This is a genomic window from Winogradskyella thalassocola (assembly GCF_900099995.1).
Lineage (GTDB): Bacteria > Bacteroidota > Bacteroidia > Flavobacteriales > Flavobacteriaceae > Winogradskyella > Winogradskyella thalassocola.
Genome location: NZ_FNCZ01000001.1, coordinates 908,690 through 928,922, shown reverse-complemented (window position 1 = coordinate 928,922; position 20,233 = coordinate 908,690). Strand labels below are relative to the sequence as shown.

The window sequence follows — 20,233 nt, the reverse complement described above, 5'->3', positions numbered from 1 at the left end:
ATTATAAATTATTTCCCCAATTTTCTAATTCTTCTGCACTCCATAATTCTGGAAAGAAAATACGTCTTTGATATTTTGGATGCATGTATTTTTTCCAATCACTACCTCCTGTAGCTTCACCATCTCCGATTCCACTATCAATATAATGCTTGGCAGCGTTGTAATGTGCCATTACCCAACTTACGTTAACCGTATAATCATAATGACGCATAGCTTTAACAAGCTCCTCATTTTTCTGATCCTTTTCTGGTAACTCTTTAAAACGCGTCCAAAGATTTGTGGTGTTATACGTTTCCATAAATCTTAAAAACTCGTCTTTGTAACGTTTTTCAAAATTAACTAAAAGTGTGGATTTTTTTCCTGTTTTATGGTCTTTTCCTGCCGCTTGCCAATATAAATGCTCAAAAGCATGTGTAAACGGTGTATCTCTATCAATATCTTTTCGGAATCTATAGTCTATTAGGTTAATCAATTCTGTCGATGAGAACTCAATAAGTCTATATTGTGCACTTTGAAAACCACTTGCCGGAGTTAAGGTATATCTAAATTTCATATACTGCTCAACATCCATACCTTCTCTCATAATGTTGAACGAGGTTGATAACATATCAAAATAACGACTAACACGCATCAATTTACTTTCAAAAAATGTGACGTCTAAATCTTCCTTTTCTGCGACTTGGGAAATTTCCCAAAGAATCATTTTAAAAATCAACTCATTAATTTGATGATAAGCAATAAACACCATTTCATCTGGAAGTGTTGTACGCTGAATTTGTAAGTTCAATAAAGCATCTGTCTGAATATAATCCCAATACGTTATTGGTTTGCTGTATAACAAACCGTATAAATGGTCGTCCGTATCTTGGTCTATTTTTTCGTACTTCTCTTGAAGCGCTTTTATAATTTCGTCGTAGTTAGGTTGGTCTGACATAGTTAATCTTAGAATTCTATTTTAAAAGAGTGTTTTAAACCTTTAAACTCAATAAGGTCTGCGCGTAGAGAGCCTACAGCTAAATCTGCTTTAATTTTTAAAGGAATTTTATTTTTATCGGCACTGACCCATAGTGTTAAACTTTCTTCTTCTTTAAATACACGACCAGCCATAACGTAGGGTCTAAACTTAAGTGTTTTCACTTTTACATCAGTACCATTAACATCGACTTCTATCGTCTCTTTACCTAAATACTTAAGTTTAAAACCATAGTTTTCTTCGTCAAAAAACATGGTAGTTTTTATTTCGTCACCAACTTTTAAAGATTCCGCATTAATATTATTTCTTAAATAATAATACATAGAAACCATATCCTGAACATCTTGTTCAGTGGTTATGTTTTTAGTTTCTTTATGTTTTTTGTTATTAACCTCAGCAACCTTATTGTTATGGTCAAAATTAATTTCTATATCCTTTGTATGACCACCTTCATCTATTTTTCTAATAAATTTATAAGGAGCACCTGTTTCTTTATCGAAATAGCTTTCATAACGATCTTTTACTTTGAAGAATAATTTAATAGCACCAGTTGTCCAACCCTTTCCTACAACATGATAGACTGGTTTTCCGTTTAATTTCTTTTCATTAACGGAAAGCGTTGCATTTCCGGCTTTAAAAAAACCGCTATAACTCATTTCAAATTTAAACCACTCTCCATCTTGAAAAGCTGATTCTTTCTTTACATCAGAGGTTTGAAAACCTACAAAGAATAATATAATTGCAAATAAATGTTTCATAATCTATAGTTTGTAAATATAAATAATGTAACGCATTTTTTACGTTACAATTATCTTAAATACAATTACTATTCCAAATCTATAAAATCTTTCATTTACAATCCAAAAAGAGAATAGGTTTGAACACTTTAATTATTAATGCTCACATTTTTAAAGACAACCGATTTAAGTGTAGTGCTAACCAAAACATATAGATTCAAATTATTATTTATATGCCATGGTAACTAGAGTGAGTTTTTTTTTATTAGCGCGTTTAGATTTAGGGAGCTAAACGCGCTTTTGTTATTTTAAAGAGTACCTCTTTTTTCTTGTTCTCGCTCAATAGACTCAAACAATGCCTTAAAATTTCCTGCTCCAAAACCACGGGCTCCCATTCTTTGAATAATCTCAAAAAACAATGTTGGTCTATCTTCTACTGGCTTTGTGAAAATTTGGAGTAAATAGCCTTCTTCATCCGCATCTATCATAATACCTAAACCTTTTAAGGTTTCAATATCTTCTCTAAGCTCATGACTGTATTCGTCTAATCGTCCCGGAACCGCTCTATAATATTCTTCTGGTGGTGTCGATAAAAACTCAACGCCCCTAGATTTTAATTGAGATACGGTTTTAATAATATCATCTGTTGCCACTGCAATATGCTGCACACCTGAACCTTCGTAAAAATCGAGATATTCTTCAATTTGCGATCTTTTAGCAGCTTTTGCAGGTTCGTTAATTGGAAACTTAATTCGTCCATTTCCATTACTCATTACCTTACTCATTAAAGCTGAATATTCGGTATGGATTTGTTTGTCATCAAATGATAAAAAGTTAACAAAGCCCATCACGTCTTCATACCATTTTACCCATGTATTCATTTGTCCCCAACCTACATTACCAACCATATGGTCTATGTATTTTAATCCTGTTGGCTCTGGATTGTAATCACTTTTCCATTCTACAAAACCTGGCATAAAGGTACCTTTGTAGTTTTTACGCTCTACAAACATATGAACGGTTTCACCATACGTGTAAATTCCGGCTCTAACTACTTCACCAAATTCATCTTCTTCTACAAATGGCTCCATATAAGATTTAGCTCCTCGCTTAGTCGTTTCTTCGTAAGATTTACGAGCGTCTTCTACCCATAAAGCCACAACCTTAACTCCATCACCATGCTTTACAATATGATTATTAATTTCAGATTTACTATTTAAAGGAGTGGTAAGCACTAAGCGGATTTTATCTTGTTTCAACACATAACTTACAGAATCTTTTGATCCCGTTTCTAAGCCTTTGTACGCATACGATTGAAATCCAAATGCTGTTTTATAAAAGTGTGCGGCTTGCTTTGCATTGCCTACATAAAACTCAACATAATCCGTTCCTAAAAGCGGAAGAAAATCTTGTGCTCCTTCAAATATTTTTTCTAAACCGTAGTTTACGTTTTCTACTTCTTTTGCCATACTATTTATTTTAGAATCGAGAGATTAGAAAAAAGAGAAGTGACTCGTATAGTTTATTTTGAAAACCCATAGTCATCTTTTTAAATTCCTCTAATTTTTCTTCGATTTTTGTTAATTGTAATTGTGTTATGTAATTTCTTTTAAATGCTATAATTAATTGTGTTTCTACTGTATGGAATCTAAATTTATAGAATCCACTTCCTCTTCAATAATATAAGTGTCATCTTCCCAAGTCTCAGAACTTTCAGGCTCTATAGTTGTTTCATATTCCGACTCGTAATAATAGTCGTCATCTTCAAAATTTCCATTTTCTAAGCCTTCAAAAACAGCAGATGAAAGTAGTGTGCCGTAGATTGCCAATACTCCTAAAGCCACTAAGAGAACAAGACCATTAAGCACAACCCCTATAATATTGATAATCTTAGCCGTATTTACATTGCTTTGTGATTGTGGATTATAAGCTTCTGGATTCTCACCAAATTCGCGTAAACTTCTGTTTGCAGCGACCAAGCCAATAATAGCCATAGCTAATGGAATAATAGCAGTAATACCATAACAACAACAGCCAGCGATACCAATAACTAAAGCTAATATTCCTAATATAAGCGATAGCGGATCTGCAGGTAATTTATTCTGATTCATTTTTTAATTCTCAACCTTACCTTTCCGTATGAGCCACTATTGACATTACTTTAAAAAGGGACTCTGTTTGCTGAGTATGGAGCCTTTGTTAAACTTCTATTTAATTTTAGTCAATTTAGTGTTCAAGCCACGATTTAAAATAATCTTCATCAGCAATTTCTAAAGCGTCTTCTGTTACTTTTAAAGGCCTAAAGGTGTCTACCATTACTGCTAATTCCTCGGTTTTAACCTTACCAATGCTTTTTTCCATAGTGCCAGGATGTGGCCCATGCGGAATACCTGCAGGATGCAACGAGATATGTCCTGCCGCAATATCGTTTCTACTCATAAAATCGCCATCGACATAATACAACACCTCATCACTATCTATATTACTGTGATTGTATGGTGCAGGAACAGCGATTGGATGATAATCGTACAAGCGCGGTACAAAACTACACACCACAAAAGCATCGGTTTCAAACGTTTGATGCACTGGAGGCGGCTGATGCACGCGACCCGTAATTGGTTCGAAATCGTGAATTGAAAACGCATACGGATAATTATACCCATCATACCCGACCACATCAAAAGGATGCGAGGCATAGACCATATCAAAAATGTCGTCTTGCTTTTTTATTTTGATTAAAAACTCACCCGACTCATTATAAGTCTCTAATTCTTGTGGCTGTCTTAAATCGCGCTCACAAAACGGTGAATGTTCTAATAATTGTCCGAAATAATTACGGTAGCGTTTTGGTGTGTAAATTGGTCTGCGAGATTCTACGATAAACAATCTATTGTCTTCGGTATCAAAATCGAGTTTATATATTACACCTCTTGGCACTAAGAGATAATCGCCGTATTTAAAATCTAAATTTCCAAGGTGCGTTCTTAATTTCCCTGTGCCTTTATGGATGAAAATTAATTCGTCAGCATCTGTGTTTTTATAAAAATAGTCTTCCGTAGAGTGCTTTGGCGCGGCCAATATAATATTACAATCGCTATTGGTGAGTACAATTTTACGACTCTCTAAATAATCGTTTTCTGGTGGTACTTGAAACCCTCTAAAACGATACGATTGCATATTGTTTTCCTTAGCAATTTTTGGCGCAACACTGTATTGTCTTTTTATTTCCTTGACCTGCGTTGGGCGCTGCTCATGGTAACTATTAGTAGACATCCCGTCAAAACCAATAGTACCGAACAATTGCTCGTAATAAAAATCGCCGTTTGCTTTTTTAAACTGCGTGTGGCGTTTTGGTGGAATTTTTCCTAATTTATGATAGAATGGCATGTTTTTGAATGGTTTTAAATATTACAAAGACCTTTCGACTGCGCTCAAGGTGACACTTAACTAATAATTTTAAAGGTACAAAATTTGTAGAGATTCCTGCCTTCGCAAGAATAGAGCGTATTTATTCTGGATTCCTTTTAATAAGGAAATGAAGGTGAAGTTTTATGTTGGCCCAGAATGGTTTCAAACTTATATTTTTACTGATTTTTTTTGAATCCCAAAACTTCGGGACTATTTAAGCTAAGAGCACAATACGTTATATCCTCTTGCAATCTAATCATGTGCTACAAATATCAATAATTTTTTGATTATTTTAATGACATGCCAATAGATTTTAATTTTTTCAAAACATATTAATCCACTAAAACTTCTATTTTAAAAAACAATTCAGAATTTAATCTTCTAAAACTAAACCCACAAACCAAAGACCATAGCTATAAAGTTAGTTTTTAGTCAACTTCTTTTTACTTTTGCACAAACTAGAAATATATAATGTATAGTTTTATAAAAAAATGGTTCGGTTTTAGTAATAAAGTAGAACTCACAGAAGAAGATACAATGAAAAAATTCTTAATCGTTGGCTTAGGAAACATAGGCGAAAAATATGCCAACACTAGACATAATATTGGTTTTAAAATACTCGATTATTTAGCTGAAAATAATGACATTACATTTGAAACCGTAAAGCTTGGTGATGTTGCTACCTTAAAAATTAAAGGTAGAACGTTAATCCTTTTAAAGCCTAGTACGTTTATGAACCTCAGCGGAAAATCCATAAAGTACTGGTTAGAGAAAGAAAAAATCCCTTTAGAAAATTTACTCGTAGTCACCGACGATCTAAACCTTCCTTTTGGATCACTCAGATTAAAAACCAAAGGCAGTGATGGAGGTCATAATGGTCTAAAAGACACGCAAGATAAATTACAGACCGTAAAATATAACCGATTTCGATTTGGTATAAGTGATGAGTTTAGTCAAGGTAGACAAGTTGATTATGTTCTTGGAGAATGGACTGACGACGAAAACGCACAACTTAAAGAACGCTTAAAAATTTCGGCAGATTTGGTGAAATCTTTTGCTTTAGCCGGAGTAAACACTACTATGAACCAATTTAATGGAAAATAAGATTTAGCTTTGTTTTCAATACGCCTCTAAGTTAAAACAGCAATACCTTTTAAATTTGAATGTAAAATCAGCAAAAGTAACAACCATTGGTACCTTCGACGGTATTCATATTGGACATCAAAAAATATTAAAACAAGTGGTGGCTCTTGCTGAAAAACAAGGCTATATACCAGTTGTTTTAACACTTTTTCCGCATCCAAGAATGGTGCTTCAAAAAGATGATTCTATTCGCTTGTTAAACACTATTGAAGAGCGCATAGAATTACTAAAATCGCATGGCATAAAGGAGGTTATTGTAAAAAAATTCACCAAAGAATTTGCCAACCTTTCTGCTCAAGATTACGTAAAGCAAATTTTAGTAGACGAACTAAACACCAAACAAATCGTTATTGGTTACGATCATCATTTCGGAAAAAATAGAAGTGCTAATATAACAGACCTCAAATCTTTTGCTGACCTATATGACTTTAAGGTTGAAGAAATTTCAGCACAAGATCTAAAAGATGTTACGGTGAGTTCTACAAAAATCAGAACCGCCTTAAATCAAGGTGAGGTGGACTTAGCAAATTCGTATTTAGGCTATAATTTCTTTATCACCGGAACTGTAATAAAAGGTAAAGGCTTAGGTAGAACGATTGATTTCCCAACCGCGAATATTAATGTCACAGCAACTTACAAGCTCATTCCTAGCGATGGCGTTTATGTCGTAAAATCGATAATTGAAGACAAAACGGTTTTTGGAATGATGAATATTGGTACCAACCCAACCGTTGATGGTAAAACACGTTCTATTGAAGTCCATTTTTTCAATTTTAATAACGATATTTATAATACCGAATTAAAAATTGAATTTCTAAAGCGCCTGCGTAGCGAACAAAAATTCGAAAATCTAGAGGCCTTAAAAATGCAACTTAAAAAAGATATGGTGAATGCGTCAAGCTATATAAAAACCGTAAATGAATAAGTTTCTATTTAAACATATTGACAACTCGGGACTCATCGTTTTTAGAATCGTTTTTGGGTTGTTATGTTTTTTAGAAGCTGTAGGAGCGATTTTCACCGGCTGGATTAGACGTACATTAATAGAACCAGAATTCACCTTTTCCTTTATTGGATTTGAATGGTTGCAACCACTTCCTGGCGACTGGATGTATGCCTATTATGCTATTATGGGTCTTTTTGGACTCTTTATAATGTTGGGTTACAAATACAGATTTAGCATGCTCATGTTTGCAATTATGTGGACAGCCACGTATCTCATGCAAAAATCATCATACAACAATCATTACTATTTGTTGATGTTGCTCAGCTTTTTAATGGTGTCTTTACCAGCAAATCGTTATGCTTCTATAGATATAAAACTAAACCCTTCGCTTAAAAGCAATTCTATGCCTAGTTGGTGTAAATGGGTTTTTGTACTGCAATTGTTTATACTTTACACCTATGCTTCTGCTGCTAAATTTTATCCAGACTGGTTAGATGGCTCTGTAATGGAAATACTGATGCGGAGCAAAGCCAATTTCTATGTCGTTGGCGACCTTTTACAGGAAAAAACAGTACACTATATTTTATCTTATGGTGGTATTTTGTTCGATGGTTTAATTATACCGTTGTTGCTCATTAAACAGACTCGAAAATACGCCTTCTTTGCGTCTATTTTCTTTCATCTGTTTAACTCGTTTATCTTCCATATTGGAATTTTTCCATATATGTCATTAGCATTTAGTTTGTTCTTTTTTGAACCTAAAACCATCAAAAACATTTTCTTAAAACGGAAAGACTATTATGATGCTGACGCGGTTATTATTCCAAAATACCGCAGGGTTTTACTATCCGTATTCTCTGTATATTTTATAATTCAAATCGCCTTACCACTAAGACATCATTTTATTGAAGGTGATGTCTTATGGACCGAAGAAGGCCATCGCTTATCTTGGAGAATGATGTTACGTGCTAAAAGTGGTAGAACGAATTACAAGGTTGTTAATACCAAAACCAATCAAATTATCCCTATTAAGTTAGAGGATTATTTAACCAAAAAGCAACAACGTGGTGCAAGTACAAAACCAGATATTATTTGGCAATTCTCGCAGCACCTCAAACAAGATTTTGCTAAAAAAGGTATTCCTATAGAGGTTTATGTCAACTCTTTTGTGAGAGTTAATGGAAAACCGTCTAAACAACTCATAGACCCAAAAGTTGATCTTGCTAATGAGGAATGGCACCACTTTAAACACCATGATTGGATACTGCCATCAAAATAATGACTTTAATAGGTTCTCCGTGCAGAAACGCACTATCCTTTAAATCAGATTTTACAATATAAAATAGAAGCTTTTTATTTTTATCTGGTCATTTTCTTTTTACTTTTGTGGCTTATTTTTCTTATACCACGTGGTATTAACTTAATTGATAGATATGTTACAAGTTGCTTTTATACAAGAGAACAAAGAAGACATCATTGCACGTTTAGCAAAACGAAATATTGATGCTACAGAAATGATTAATGAAGCGATTGCTTTTGATGAAGACCGAAAAGCAATTCAGACGAAATTAGATAATACGAAAGCAGAATCTAACTCCTTATCTAAAGAGATTGGAAATTTATATAAATCTGGGGAAACGCAAAAAGCGAACATCCTAAAGCAAAAAACCACGCAACTAAAGGAAATCACTAAGACTTTTGAACAAGAGCTTAACGATAAAATTGAAGCGCTTTCTGAATTATTATACAGAATCCCTAATGTACCAAATCCTATTGTACCTGCCGGAAACACGGATGAAGACAATGAGGAAACGTTTAGAGAAGGTGACATTCCAAAATTACACGAGGGAGCACTACCACATTGGGAATTAGCTAAGAAATACAACATCATCGATTTTGAATTAGGAAACAAAATTACAGGTGCTGGTTTTCCTGTTTATATAGGTAAAGGTGCCAGATTACAACGCGCCTTAATCGCTTATTTTTTAGATAAAAACACAGAAGCTGGTTATACAGAATACCAAGTGCCACATTTAGTAAATGAAGCCTCTGGTTTCGGAACGGGTCAATTGCCAGATAAAGAAGGGCAAATGTACCATGTTACTGCAGACAATTTATACTTAATCCCAACGGCAGAAGTACCTGCAACTAATATATTTAGAGACACCCTTTTAAACGAAAGCGATTTACCAATTAGCATTACAGGTTACACACCGTGTTTTAGACGCGAAGCTGGTAGTTATGGCGCCCATGTTAGAGGATTAAACAGACTACACCAATTTGATAAGGTTGAAATCCTTAGAGTTGAGCATCCTGATAATTCTTATAAAGCATTAGACGGCATGGTAAATCATGTAAAAGGTATTTTACAAGAACTAAAGTTACCTTACAGAATATTACGATTATGTGGTGGTGATTTAGGATTTACTTCGGCTTTAACTTATGATTTCGAAGTTTTCTCAACAGCACAAGACCGTTGGTTAGAAATATCTTCTATATCTAATTTTGAAACTTTTCAAGCGAATCGTTTAAAATTACGTTTTAAAAATGCTGATGGTAAAAACGAATTATGCCATACTTTAAACGGAAGTTCTTTAGCATTACCGAGAGTTTTAGCTGGTATATTAGAAAACTACCAAACAGAAGATGGTATTAAAATACCTGAAGTTTTAGTACCATATACTGGTTTTGATATGATTTCTTAGGACAGTTTAAAATCACTTATTTTATTCTAATTGTTAAATTTTAATGTATTATATCGATTATTATGACCTTTCTTCGTTTTATTCGGTGATTTTTTAGAAATTAGGCATCCCAGATTTAATCAACTTAATTATGAAGAATTTAAAACGAATCGTATTACTCGTATCATTGATTGCGATGGTAAGCAAAGTTTTATTTTAACTATCAAAGTGCTTTTTAAACCTTTCTGTTTTTAACGAAAATTTATAATCACTTTAATAATTAGAAATACACAACGAACTTGGCCAAGATAATTGAATCATATTTTACATAAATAATGGTTAATAGCACATTTATTTTGCTGGTAGATTGCCTAAACTCACGTTTAGGCAATTTTTTTATACTTTTTTTCACAACATCTACTTGAAGCATTTGTTATATTTACACGTATACTTACTTTTTATTTTATATAAAACACATATATGAAACAGTGCTTTTCCGTTATACTTTTTCTAGTCTTTAGTTATTCTTGTTTCGCTCAAAACAGTGAAGATCAAGCAGAAAGTTATTATAAAAAAGCAGAATTTAAAAAGGCAGAGTTTATTTATAAAAATCTACTAAAAGAAAAACCACTCAACTCCAACTATATTTATAAGCTAGTCGATATCTATCAACAATTAGAACAGTATAATGACGCTGAAACTATTCTAAAGCAACGCTTATCTATAAGTAGAAATCCAGAATTGGTTGTTGCTTTAGGCTATAATTTTCAGCTTAAAGACAGTATAATTACTGCCAATAAACTTTATGATGAAGCCATAGCCTTTGTTGATGATAAACCCAACTATATTTATATAATTGCCAAAAAATTTGAAGATTATTCACTATCAGACCAAGCTATTCGGTTATATGAAAAAGGAAAAATTCTAACACCCGATAGAAATTATAGTATTCAATTAGCACGTATTTATGGTGATCAAGGTAATGTAGAACAGATGTTTGTTAATTACATCGATTATATTCACTATAAACCTAATACCCTCAACAATGTAAAGCGCTCTATTAGTGATTTCATTTCAGAAAATAAAGACAGCGAAAACAACAGCTATCTACGACGCTTGCTTTTAAAAAAAATACAGCAAAATCCTGAAGCCTATTGGTATGAAATGTTGAGTTGGTTGTATGTTCAAGAAAAAGCATATAACAAATCCTTTATTCAAGAAAAGGCCCTTTACAAACGTAATCCTGAAAGTTTAGATCGTTTAATCGAATTAGCTGTTACAGCTCAAAAGGACAACGACGATGACACTTCAAAATCTATTTTTAATTATATTCTCGAAAACACTCAAGATCCAAGTACGGCGTTAACGGCACATCAATACATTTTAGAAATCGACACTAAAAATGCCGATGATAAAATGCTAAAACAGATTGACGACACATACAACAACTTGCTTAAGGAATTTGGTAAATCTGAACTAACCTTACCTTTACAATTAGCATACGGGAAATTTTTAGCCTTTAACCAAAAAGACACCGAAGCGGCCACTACGTTTTTAAAGAAAAGTTTAACGTTGAATGTTTCTAAGTTTCAAGAAGCAAAGGTAAAGTTACTATTGGCTGATATTTTAGTGCTTCAAGAAAAATTTAATGAAGCTTTGATTTTCTATTCTCAAATTCAGGCGAATCTAAAAAATAGCACCATTGCACAAGAAGCACGATTTAAAGTCGCAAAAACAAGTTATTATAAAGGGGATTTTGACTGGGCAGAATCACAGCTTAAAATTCTAAAATCATCAACTTCACAATTAATTGCTAATGATGCGTTAGACTTAAAATTATTGATTTCGGATAATAAATATGAAGATAGCACGCAAACCGCATTAAAATATTATGCGAAAGCTGACTTGTTTGCGTTTCAGAATAAAACTGACGATGCCATTTTATTATTAGATAAAATTTTAGAAGAACATAAAGGAGAAAGTATTACAGACCAAGCGCTATACCAACAAGCAAAACTCTACGAAAAGAAAAAACAGTATACCAAGGCAGAAGCGAATTACCAAAACATCATCAAAGATTATGGCGAGGACATTTTAGTGGATGACACCCTTTACTATTTGGCAGAACTATACAACAACTTTTTAGCAAAACCAGAAGAGGCTAAGCTACTCTACGAAAAAATAATATTTGAGCATCAAGACAGTATTTACTTCATTGAAGCTCGTAAAAAGTTTAGGATGCTTAGAGGAGATAGTATTAATTAGTTTTCAGTGAATGGTCGCAGTTTTCAGTTACCGTAGTTGTTATAAGGTATTTTTATCTCAACTATTTTTTTTGTGAAGCTTTGCCATCTTTCCGTTAGTAGAACTATTAACGTTCAATTTCATACTTTTGCACCTCATCAATAATCCCTAAAAAATGATTATATACAACGTTACCCTAAACATAGATAAAAGCATATCCAAAGAGTGGCTAGAATGGGTAAAAGAGCACATTCCACAAGTTTTAGCAACGGGTAAATTTAAAGAAGCTAAACTGACAAAAGTTTTGGTAGATGATGATGAATCAGATACCTACTCTGTACAATATAGAGCACATTCTAGAGAAGCTTTAAACTCATATTACGATGAACATGCCGAGCGTTTAAAACAAGATGGGCTGCAACGTTTTGGAGATAAAGTATTATCGTTTAGAACAGAACTGGAAGTTGTAGACGAATATTCGGTAACGATAAATTAAGGATTCTATCGCTATTTCGCTATTCTCCATCCCTCACTACGTATCTTTGCGTAACTACTAATTAAAAACAGTCTTGTATTCGTGGCAAACCAACACCAAGTAAAAGCAAAAAAATATTTAGGTCAGCATTTCTTAGAAGATGAAACCATTGCTCAAGATATTGCAGACAGCTTATCTTTTAAAGGCTACGACCATGTCTTAGAAATTGGACCAGGAATGGGAGTGCTTACCAAGTATCTTTTAAAAAAAGACACTACACTACACATTATTGAAATAGACACAGAATCAGTAGATTATTTAAAAAACAACTATCTTAATCTTGCCAATAGAATCATAGAAAAAGACTTCTTAAAATACGATTTAAATCTCGTTTTTGAAGATAAACCTTATGCTATCATAGGTAATTTCCCATACAATATATCGTCTCAAATATTATTTAAGACTCTAGAATTAAGACATCAAATCCCTGAGTTTTCGGGCATGTTTCAGAAGGAAGTTGCTATGCGAATCTGTTCTAAAGAAGGCTCAAAAGTTTACGGTATATTATCGGTTTTAACTCAAGCATTTTACGATGCAGAATATTTATTTACGGTGCCTCCAACAGTTTTTAATCCACCACCAAAGGTAGATTCTGGCGTCCTTTTTCTAAAACGTAAAGAGAATTACGATTTACCTTGTGATGAAAAGTTATTTTTTAGAGTCGTGAAAACGGGATTCCAACAGCGAAGAAAAACATTACGGAATAGTTTAAAAACCTTCAATCTGTCGGATAATTTAAAAGCAAATATTATATTTGGCCAGCGACCAGAACAATTAAGTGTTGCTCAATTTATTGAGCTAACGTCGTTAATAGAAAATGACGAAAACTAATTTTATCTGCTGTCAATCGGAACGCAGGTGAAATAAATTTTAAAGTAAAAGCGTATTAAAAATCAAGTGGAAGAGATCCAAGATAACATACAATTTCAGTTGACCGATGAGCTTATTGAAAAGGTAGAAGTTCTTGTCGAAGAAGAAAACGACAAAGATTTAAAAGCCTTATTAAATGAGTATCACCATGCAGATATTGCCGAAATTTTAGATGACTTAGACAATGATGATGCTGTTTATGTCATAAAACTTCTCGATTCTGAAACGACTTCAGAAATCCTTATGGAGCTCGATGAGGATATCCGAGAAAAAATACTTAAAAATCTATCTACTAAAGAGATTGCCGAAGAGGTTGAAGAATTAGATACCGATGATGCGGCAGATATGATTGCCGAACTTCCAGAAGAACGGCAAGCTGAAGTGATCTCATACATAGAAGACCACGAACACCGAGAAGAAATACAAGAACTTTTAGCCTATGACGAGGACACAGCGGGTGGACTCATGGCAAAAGAATTGGTTAAAGTTTATGAGACCTGGACTGTTGCAGGTTGTTTACGCAGAATTAGAGGGCAAGCCAAAGATGTTACAAGAGTACACTCCGTTTACGTTGTAGATAAGCACGACAAACTTATTGGTAGATTGTCTTTAAAAGATTTAATCATTTCTAAAAGCGATACAAAAATTGCGGATATTGCTAAAGACAATGTGGATTGGGCTCACGTTAATGACGATGTGGAAGATGTGGCAAAAGTAATGGCGAAATACGATTTAGAAGCCATCCCTGTCGTTAATGACGACCAAATCCTTGTCGGTAGAATTACCATTGATGATATTATAGATGTTATCCGAGACGAAGCCGATAAAGATTACCAATTAGCCGCTGGTATTTCACAAGATGTAGAGGCTGATGATAGCATTCTCAAATTAACAAAAGCACGATTACCTTGGTTATTTATTGGTATGTTTGGTGGACTTGGTGCGGCTAGTATCATAGAACAATTTAATGATAACATGGGCAATTTTATAGTATTGCTCAGTTTTGTACCACTAATTCAGGCTACAGCCGGAAATGTTGGAGTACAGTCTTCAGCTATTGTTGTTCAAGGTATTGCCAACGGTACTATCGATGGTAAGATATTAAAACGATTATTTAAAGAATTTTTATTAGGTTTAGTAAATGGTGTAGCAATATCTCTTGTTGCTATTCTTATTACACACTTTATATTCGGAACACCATACATTGTATCCATAACCATAAGTATCGCCTTAGTGGCTGTGATTGTAATGGCGGCTATTATTGGGACATTTATTCCTATTTTTTTAGACAAAAGAGGTATTGACCCAGCTGTTGCAACCGGACCATTTATTACCACAAGTAATGATGTTTTTGGTATTTTAATTTACTTCTTAATAGCAAAATTGATTTTAGGTATTTAAGAGCCTAAAATCATCTAAATATTAAACCTGCTTAAACTGGTATTACCATGAAAATACTACATCTAGATTCTAACCACCCTCTACTTTTAAGTCAGCTCAACAATTTAGGATTTACCAATCACGAAGATTACACGTCCTCAAAATCTGAAATAGAAGCAAAAATTTCTGAATATGATGGTATGATTATTCGAAGTCGGTTTAGTATTGACAAAACCTTTTTAGATGCCGCCAAAAACCTAAAATTTATAGGTCGTGTTGGTGCCGGATTAGAAAATATAGATTGTGATTATGCTGAAAAAAAAGGTATCCATCTCATTTCCGCACCAGAAGGTAATAGAAATGCCGTTGGAGAACATGCTTTAGGCATGTTGTTATCTCTTTTTAATAAACTGAACAAGGCAGACAAAGAAGTTAGACAAGGTAAATGGTTGCGAGAAGAGAACCGCGGATTAGAATTAGACGGCAAAACCATCGGACTCATTGGTTATGGTAATATGGGAAAAGCCTTCGCAAAAAAACTAAAAGGCTTTGATGTTAACGTATTATGTTATGATATTAAAACCGATGTCGGAGATGCCAACGCTAAACAAGTAATTCTCGAAGAATTAAAAGCAAAAGCTGATGTCTTAAGTCTTCACATACCACAAACGGATTTAACCTTAAATATGATTAATTCCGACTTTATAAATGGGTTTAAAAATCCGTTTTGGCTTATTAATACAGCTCGTGGAAAAAGTGTGGTGACTCAAGATTTAGTTTCAGCATTAAAATCTGGCAAAATTCTAGGAGCAGGATTAGATGTTTTAGAATATGAAAAATCATCCTTTGAGAATTTATTTTCTTCCGGTGCTATGCCTGTAGCCTTTCAATATTTAATAGCAGCAGAGAACGTTTTACTCTCGCCTCATGTTGCAGGTTGGACAGTTGAAAGCAATATTAAACTCTCACAGACTATCGTTGATAAGATAAAAGCAAAATTTTGTTAACTTAGAGGTTTACAATCTCCTTTTAAACATGACATATAAAGCCACGTCCCCTGAAGATTACATAAACCAAGTACCCGAAGAGCGACAAAGCGCCCTAAGTACTCTAAGACAAGTTATAAAAGATAATTTACCAAAGGGATTTGAAGAAGGCATACAATACAACATGATTGGTTATTATGTCCCACATTCCGTCTACCCCGATGGTTATCATTGTGATCCCAAAACACCTTTACCATTTATGAGTTTTGCTTCTCAAAAAAACTCAGTGAATCTATATCATAGCGGTATTTATGCGAATCCAGAATTACATGATTGGTTTGTAAAGGAGTATCCAAAGCATTGTAAACGCAAACTCGATATGGGTAAAAGCTGTATCCGATTTAAAAAAATGGATGAGATTCCGTTTGAATTAATTGGAGAGCTCACTAGAAAAATGACTTGTGCCGAGTGGATAGACATTTATGAGTCTACCATTAAGAAAAAATAAAAAAAACATCAGGTATTAAATCGTTGATACACAAAATAAATTCGAAATAAAATGAAAAAACGTGTCACAGGAATTGGAGGTTTATTTTTTAAAACCAAAGATCCAAAAGCTGCCAAAGATTGGTACAAAAAGCATCTCGGTTTTAATACCGATGATTATGGTTCTACCTTTTGGTGGAAAGACAAAGAAGGCAAAGATTGCTCAACACAATGGAGTCCATTTGCAGAAGATTCAAAACACTTTGAACCTTCAAAAAAGGATTTTATGTTTAACTATAGAGTTGAAAATTTAAAAGAACTATTAGAAACTTTAAAAGAAGAAGGTGTTACCATTGTAGGCGATATGGAAGAATACAGTTATGGTAAATTCGGATGGATATTGGATAACGATGGTAATAAAATTGAACTATGGGAACCCGTAGATAAAGCTTTTTTATAAATTCAATTTAAACCATAGCCCTTGTCTTATATAGAAATTCTTGAATCCTATAACTTAACGTTATTTCAATGGATTGCCATTGGTTTTGCCGTTTTTTTATTGGGTTTATCTAAATCCGGAATTAAAGGAGTTGGGATTATTCTCATCGTCATACTTGCCTTTGTGTTTGGCGAAAAAGCATCTACAGGTATTCTACTTCCTATGCTAATTTGTGCCGATATTTTAGCCGTTATGTATTACAATAGACATGCAGATTGGGCAGTCATTAAAAGACTCATACCATGGATAATCGTTGGTGTTTTAATAGGAGTGTGGGTTGGAAATGATATTTCTGAATTCGTTTTTAAAAAATTAATGGCTATTATAATACTGGTTTCAGTTAGTATTATGTTTTACTTAGAAAAGCGAAAATCTAACAACATACCTACTAATAAGTTCTTTTCAATTGGCATAGGGTTATTAACTGGTTTTACTACTATGATAGGCAATTTAGCTGGCCCTGTTTCCAATATTTATTTTCTAACCATGCGTTTTCCTAAAAACGAATTTATAGGAACTACGGCTTGGTTATTTTTTATTATAAATATTATTAAACTCCCTTTTCATATTTTTATTTGGGAAACCGTTACCATAGAATCGTTAGTTTTAAATTCCGTATTGATTCCCGCGTTGATCTTAGGGTTTTTATTAGGTGCATACATTGTAAAACTAATTTCGAATGTAAATTATAGACGCTTTATTTTAATTGTTACGACCATTGGAGGCCTAATTATGTTGTTTAGATAATAAATAATCACGCTAGTTTATACACCCTTAATATTGAAGTAGGTTCATAATATTTTACTAACTTTATGGTCTAACCAAAAAACTAAAAAAATGTCAGATGATAATAAAGATTTAGGCGACGATCTTAACGATATGTTAGACGATGCTAAAGATAATGCTAGAAAAGCTGGAGATAAAATAAGCCAGAAGGCTAGTGAATTTTCAGATGATGCTAAAGAACTTGGACGTGATGCCAAAAGAGCGGCTGATGACTTTAGCAACGATGCTAAACAAGTATTCAGTGACGGTAAAAATGTTGCCATTATAGCTCATATTACCTTTATAGGATGGATCATTGCACTTGTAATGAACAGCAGTAATAAAACCAAATTTGGGTCTTTCTACATAAGACAAATGCTAGGCTTAGTTATAATTGCGGTGGTTACATCATGGATTCCGATTATAAATCTAGTCATGTGGCTTGTTTTACTTGTAGCATGGATTATGAGTATAATCGCTGCATTAGGAGGTGAGATGAAACCAACATTTTTATTTGGTAAACAATTTCAAGAATGGTTTAAAGGCCTTTAAAATATCAAAACCCAGAATGTAAATTCTGGGTTTTTTATTCTTTTTTGCTTAATCCAAAAGCAACGTATTACCAACGATTTGATTCTTAGTTGTACTACTCAAATAAACTACTACAAGTGGTGAACAATTAGCATAAGTCCCCGTAAAACTCTCAATAGAAAGACAACTAAAAGCGTCTTATTTATCCTCATGGTTATCCACAAACTTTCGCTCTAGTTCTGCCTGAAATTCTTCCATTACAGGTCTAACAGTACTTTCTGGCAAGTCTTCAATTTTTATATACATTAATCCATCTACGGCATTATTAAACAACGGATCTACATTAAAAGCAACAAGTCTCGCATTTTGTTTAATGTATTTTTTAAGTAAAACAGGCAATCGAAGTGCTCCTGGCTCTACTTCATCAATAATTTTATCAAACTTATTTAAATCAGCTTCGGTAGCATCGAAAACAAAATCCTTATCGGCATCTTTTAATTTTACCTTAAACTCTTTTTTAGGATGGACGTATTGCGCTACATAAGGATCGTAATAATGAGATTTCATAAACTCAATCATCAAACTTTTTGAAAAATTAGAAAACTGATTACTTATGCTTACTCCTCCGATTAAATATTTGTGCTCAGGAAAACGTAAGGTTATATGCACAATACCTTTCCAAAGTAAAAATAAAGGCATTGGTTTTTGTTGGTATTCTTTAATGATAAATGCACGACCCATCTCTATGGATTGGCTCATCATTTTATGTAATTCAGGCTCAAAGCGAAACAAATCTTGCAAGTAAAAACCATCGATACCAAAACGTTCAAAAATTTTAGAACCCAATCCCATTCTGTACGCTCCTGCAATCAGGTTTTTTTCGTTATCCCATAAGAACATATGATGATAATAGGTATCAAATTTATCTAAATCAATAGCTTCATTGGTACCTTCCCCTACTTCTCTAAATGTAATTTCTCTTAGTCTACCGATTTCTCTTAAGATATTAGGAATGTCTTTTGCAGATGCCAAAAACACTTCATAATTTTTGCTTTCTAAAAGTCTAGAGTCATTTATCCTAAGTTTATCGACTTCGGCAATCATCACTTTTGGTGCAATTGGTGTCACAATACGCTTTGGTATTTTTGTGACTTTTAATTGCGATTGTATATTATCTAAAATCTTAGGTTTGTCTTCAAACGTTTTAGACAACATATAGGTTTTTCGTCTTAAAAATTCTGAAAATTCAGGAAGCGTTGGATGTTCCTTTTGATCTTTAACAGAAATGGCCTTGCCGACTCTTACTTTAATAACGCGACGTTTCTGTGTTAATACTTCAGAAGGTAACTTAGCTGTTCTTAGCGTATCACTTAATTTAGAAAGCCTATAAAACAACCGACTATTTTTAGCATGAAAATAAATAGGAACTACAGGAACTTCTGCCTTCTGTATTAACTTCATAGCAGCCACTTCCCATTCCTTATCAACAACTAACTTTCCGTCTCTATATGTAGATACTTCACCTGCAGGAAATACACCTAACGGATGTCCATTTCTCAAATGCATAATCGCATTTTTAAAACCGGCAATACTGCTAGCCGCATCTTTTCTGCCCTCAAAAGGGTTCACTGGCATTATGTAAGGCTTAAGCGGCTCAATGCGATGCAACAAAAAATTAGCAATAATTTTAAAATCACTACGCTGTTCTATCATTAACTTTAACAGTAAAATACCATCAATACCACCAAGTGGATGATTAGAGATTGTAATGTAAGGCCCTTCTTTTGGGAGACGCTTCATGTCTTCTTCAGGAATCTCAAACTTAATCTGAAATTCTTCTAAAATAGCATCCAAAAAAGCACCATCACTTAGATGTTTGTTGCGCTTATAAAACTTATTTATTGTAGATATTTTTAGGACTTTCATCAACATCCATCCAAAAAAAGTACCTAAGAAACCATACTTATCAGCATGTATTGCTTTTGCAACTTCTTTTGCGGTTACTAAACCGGTATCAGATGATTTCCCCATAAAACAAATGTAACA

The 20,233-nt window shown here is 33.6% G+C and carries 19 protein-coding genes; 13 read left to right on the top strand and 6 right to left on the bottom strand.

Features of this window, described 5'->3' with window-relative positions; all coding sequences use genetic code 11:
- Position 1: 1 nt before the first annotated feature.
- The 5 genes from BLT80_RS03900 to BLT80_RS03880 all read right to left on the bottom strand — a co-directional run bounded on the left by BLT80_RS03900 (position 2) and on the right by BLT80_RS03880 (position 5,097).
- Positions 2 to 934 carry a tryptophan 2,3-dioxygenase family protein gene (locus tag BLT80_RS03900; protein ID WP_092466264.1) on the bottom strand — a complete coding sequence of 311 codons (933 nt, stop codon included), beginning with the start codon at positions 932 to 934 and terminating at the stop codon, positions 2 to 4.
- 8 nt (positions 935 to 942) lie between these two features.
- Positions 943 to 1,731, bottom strand: coding sequence for a DUF3108 domain-containing protein (locus BLT80_RS03895; protein WP_092466263.1), 789 nt, complete (start codon positions 1,729 to 1,731; stop codon positions 943 to 945).
- Positions 1,732 to 2,018: 287 nt separating this feature from the next.
- Positions 2,019 to 3,179, bottom strand: a complete 1,161-nt coding sequence (hppD, locus tag BLT80_RS03890) for a 4-hydroxyphenylpyruvate dioxygenase (protein ID WP_092466262.1) — start codon at positions 3,177 to 3,179, stop codon at positions 2,019 to 2,021.
- Between the two features lie 165 nt (positions 3,180 to 3,344).
- The gene (locus tag BLT80_RS03885) at positions 3,345 to 3,821 is read right to left on the bottom strand and encodes a CCC motif membrane protein (protein ID WP_092466261.1); all 477 of its coding nucleotides are present in this window, start codon (positions 3,819 to 3,821) and stop codon (positions 3,345 to 3,347) included.
- 115 nt (positions 3,822 to 3,936) lie between these two features.
- On the bottom strand, positions 3,937 to 5,097 hold the full coding sequence (locus BLT80_RS03880) for a homogentisate 1,2-dioxygenase (RefSeq protein ID WP_092466260.1): 1,161 nt from the start codon (positions 5,095 to 5,097) through the stop codon (positions 3,937 to 3,939).
- A 492-nt stretch (positions 5,098 to 5,589) separates the two neighbouring features.
- Between BLT80_RS03880 and pth the strand changes: the two genes are divergently transcribed.
- The 13 genes from pth to BLT80_RS03815 all read left to right on the top strand — a co-directional run bounded on the left by pth (position 5,590) and on the right by BLT80_RS03815 (position 18,208).
- On the top strand, positions 5,590 to 6,222 hold the full coding sequence (pth, locus tag BLT80_RS03875; protein WP_092466259.1) for an aminoacyl-tRNA hydrolase: 633 nt from the start codon (positions 5,590 to 5,592) through the stop codon (positions 6,220 to 6,222).
- A 55-nt stretch (positions 6,223 to 6,277) separates the two neighbouring features.
- Positions 6,278 to 7,186 carry a bifunctional riboflavin kinase/FAD synthetase gene (locus tag BLT80_RS03870; RefSeq protein ID WP_092466258.1) on the top strand — a complete coding sequence of 303 codons (909 nt, stop codon included), beginning with the start codon at positions 6,278 to 6,280 and terminating at the stop codon, positions 7,184 to 7,186.
- A complete protein-coding gene (locus tag BLT80_RS03865; RefSeq protein ID WP_092466257.1) occupies positions 7,179 to 8,486 on the top strand; it encodes an HTTM domain-containing protein in 1,308 nt (435 codons plus the stop codon). The genes BLT80_RS03870 and BLT80_RS03865 overlap by 8 nt, the downstream gene beginning before the upstream one ends.
- A 154-nt stretch (positions 8,487 to 8,640) precedes the next feature.
- Positions 8,641 to 9,912 carry a serine--tRNA ligase gene (serS, locus tag BLT80_RS03860; RefSeq protein WP_092466256.1) on the top strand — a complete coding sequence of 424 codons (1,272 nt, stop codon included), beginning with the start codon at positions 8,641 to 8,643 and terminating at the stop codon, positions 9,910 to 9,912.
- Positions 9,913 to 10,371: 459 nt separating this feature from the next.
- Positions 10,372 to 12,156 (top strand): tetratricopeptide repeat protein, encoded by a 1,785-nt coding sequence (locus BLT80_RS03855; protein WP_092466255.1) that lies wholly within the window; start codon positions 10,372 to 10,374, stop codon positions 12,154 to 12,156.
- 154 nt (positions 12,157 to 12,310) lie between these two features.
- Positions 12,311 to 12,631: a DUF4286 family protein gene (locus tag BLT80_RS03850; RefSeq protein ID WP_092466254.1), complete on the top strand. Its 321-nt coding sequence runs from the start codon at positions 12,311 to 12,313 to the stop codon at positions 12,629 to 12,631.
- A gap of 81 nt (positions 12,632 to 12,712) precedes the next feature.
- Complete coding sequence (rsmA, locus tag BLT80_RS03845) at positions 12,713 to 13,501, top strand: 16S rRNA (adenine(1518)-N(6)/adenine(1519)-N(6))-dimethyltransferase RsmA (protein WP_092466253.1); 789 nt, start codon at positions 12,713 to 12,715, stop codon at positions 13,499 to 13,501.
- 66 nt (positions 13,502 to 13,567) lie between these two features.
- A complete protein-coding gene (mgtE, locus tag BLT80_RS03840) occupies positions 13,568 to 14,941 on the top strand; it encodes a magnesium transporter (RefSeq protein WP_175455543.1) in 1,374 nt (457 codons plus the stop codon).
- Positions 14,942 to 14,988: 47 nt separating this feature from the next.
- Positions 14,989 to 15,927 (top strand): 2-hydroxyacid dehydrogenase, encoded by a 939-nt coding sequence (locus tag BLT80_RS03835; RefSeq protein WP_092466252.1) that lies wholly within the window; start codon positions 14,989 to 14,991, stop codon positions 15,925 to 15,927.
- A 28-nt stretch (positions 15,928 to 15,955) separates the two neighbouring features.
- Entirely contained in the window at positions 15,956 to 16,414 is a 459-nt protein-coding gene (locus BLT80_RS03830; protein WP_092466251.1) for a DUF1801 domain-containing protein, read from the top strand.
- 51 nt (positions 16,415 to 16,465) lie between these two features.
- Positions 16,466 to 16,852 (top strand): VOC family protein, encoded by a 387-nt coding sequence (locus BLT80_RS03825; RefSeq protein WP_092466250.1) that lies wholly within the window; start codon positions 16,466 to 16,468, stop codon positions 16,850 to 16,852.
- 21 nt (positions 16,853 to 16,873) lie between these two features.
- Complete coding sequence (locus BLT80_RS03820) at positions 16,874 to 17,638, top strand: sulfite exporter TauE/SafE family protein (RefSeq protein ID WP_092466249.1); 765 nt, start codon at positions 16,874 to 16,876, stop codon at positions 17,636 to 17,638.
- Between the two features lie 90 nt (positions 17,639 to 17,728).
- Positions 17,729 to 18,208: a hypothetical protein gene (locus BLT80_RS03815; RefSeq protein ID WP_092466248.1), complete on the top strand. Its 480-nt coding sequence runs from the start codon at positions 17,729 to 17,731 to the stop codon at positions 18,206 to 18,208.
- A gap of 177 nt (positions 18,209 to 18,385) precedes the next feature.
- On the opposite strand, the gene BLT80_RS03810 is transcribed toward BLT80_RS03815, so the two are convergent.
- Positions 18,386 to 20,218 carry a GNAT family N-acyltransferase gene (locus tag BLT80_RS03810; protein WP_092466247.1) on the bottom strand — a complete coding sequence of 611 codons (1,833 nt, stop codon included), beginning with the start codon at positions 20,216 to 20,218 and terminating at the stop codon, positions 18,386 to 18,388.
- Positions 20,219 to 20,233: the final 15 nt, after the last annotated feature.

Excerpts from the sequence above, each read along its gene's own strand:
- hppD (WP_092466262.1), bottom strand. The coding sequence starts at position 3,179 with ATGGCAAAAGAAGTAGAAAACGTAAACTACGGTTTAGAAAAAATATTT.
- BLT80_RS03835 (WP_092466252.1), top strand. The coding sequence starts at position 14,989 with ATGAAAATACTACATCTAGATTCTAACCACCCTCTACTTTTAAGTCAG.
- BLT80_RS03885 (WP_092466261.1), bottom strand. The coding sequence starts at position 3,821 with ATGAATCAGAATAAATTACCTGCAGATCCGCTATCGCTTATATTAGGA.
- BLT80_RS03900 (WP_092466264.1), bottom strand. The coding sequence starts at position 934 with ATGTCAGACCAACCTAACTACGACGAAATTATAAAAGCGCTTCAAGAG.
- pth (WP_092466259.1), top strand. The coding sequence starts at position 5,590 with ATGTATAGTTTTATAAAAAAATGGTTCGGTTTTAGTAATAAAGTAGAA.
- BLT80_RS03825 (WP_092466250.1), top strand. The coding sequence starts at position 16,466 with ATGAAAAAACGTGTCACAGGAATTGGAGGTTTATTTTTTAAAACCAAA.
- BLT80_RS03855 (WP_092466255.1), top strand. The coding sequence starts at position 10,372 with ATGAAACAGTGCTTTTCCGTTATACTTTTTCTAGTCTTTAGTTATTCT.
- BLT80_RS03830 (WP_092466251.1), top strand. The coding sequence starts at position 15,956 with ATGACATATAAAGCCACGTCCCCTGAAGATTACATAAACCAAGTACCC.
- BLT80_RS03895 (WP_092466263.1), bottom strand. The coding sequence starts at position 1,731 with ATGAAACATTTATTTGCAATTATATTATTCTTTGTAGGTTTTCAAACC.
- BLT80_RS03880 (WP_092466260.1), bottom strand. The coding sequence starts at position 5,097 with ATGCCATTCTATCATAAATTAGGAAAAATTCCACCAAAACGCCACACG.
- BLT80_RS03865 (WP_092466257.1), top strand. The coding sequence starts at position 7,179 with ATGAATAAGTTTCTATTTAAACATATTGACAACTCGGGACTCATCGTT.
- BLT80_RS03810 (WP_092466247.1), bottom strand. The coding sequence starts at position 20,218 with ATGGGGAAATCATCTGATACCGGTTTAGTAACCGCAAAAGAAGTTGCA.
- BLT80_RS03815 (WP_092466248.1), top strand. The coding sequence starts at position 17,729 with ATGTCAGATGATAATAAAGATTTAGGCGACGATCTTAACGATATGTTA.
- BLT80_RS03850 (WP_092466254.1), top strand. The coding sequence starts at position 12,311 with ATGATTATATACAACGTTACCCTAAACATAGATAAAAGCATATCCAAA.
- serS (WP_092466256.1), top strand. The coding sequence starts at position 8,641 with ATGTTACAAGTTGCTTTTATACAAGAGAACAAAGAAGACATCATTGCA.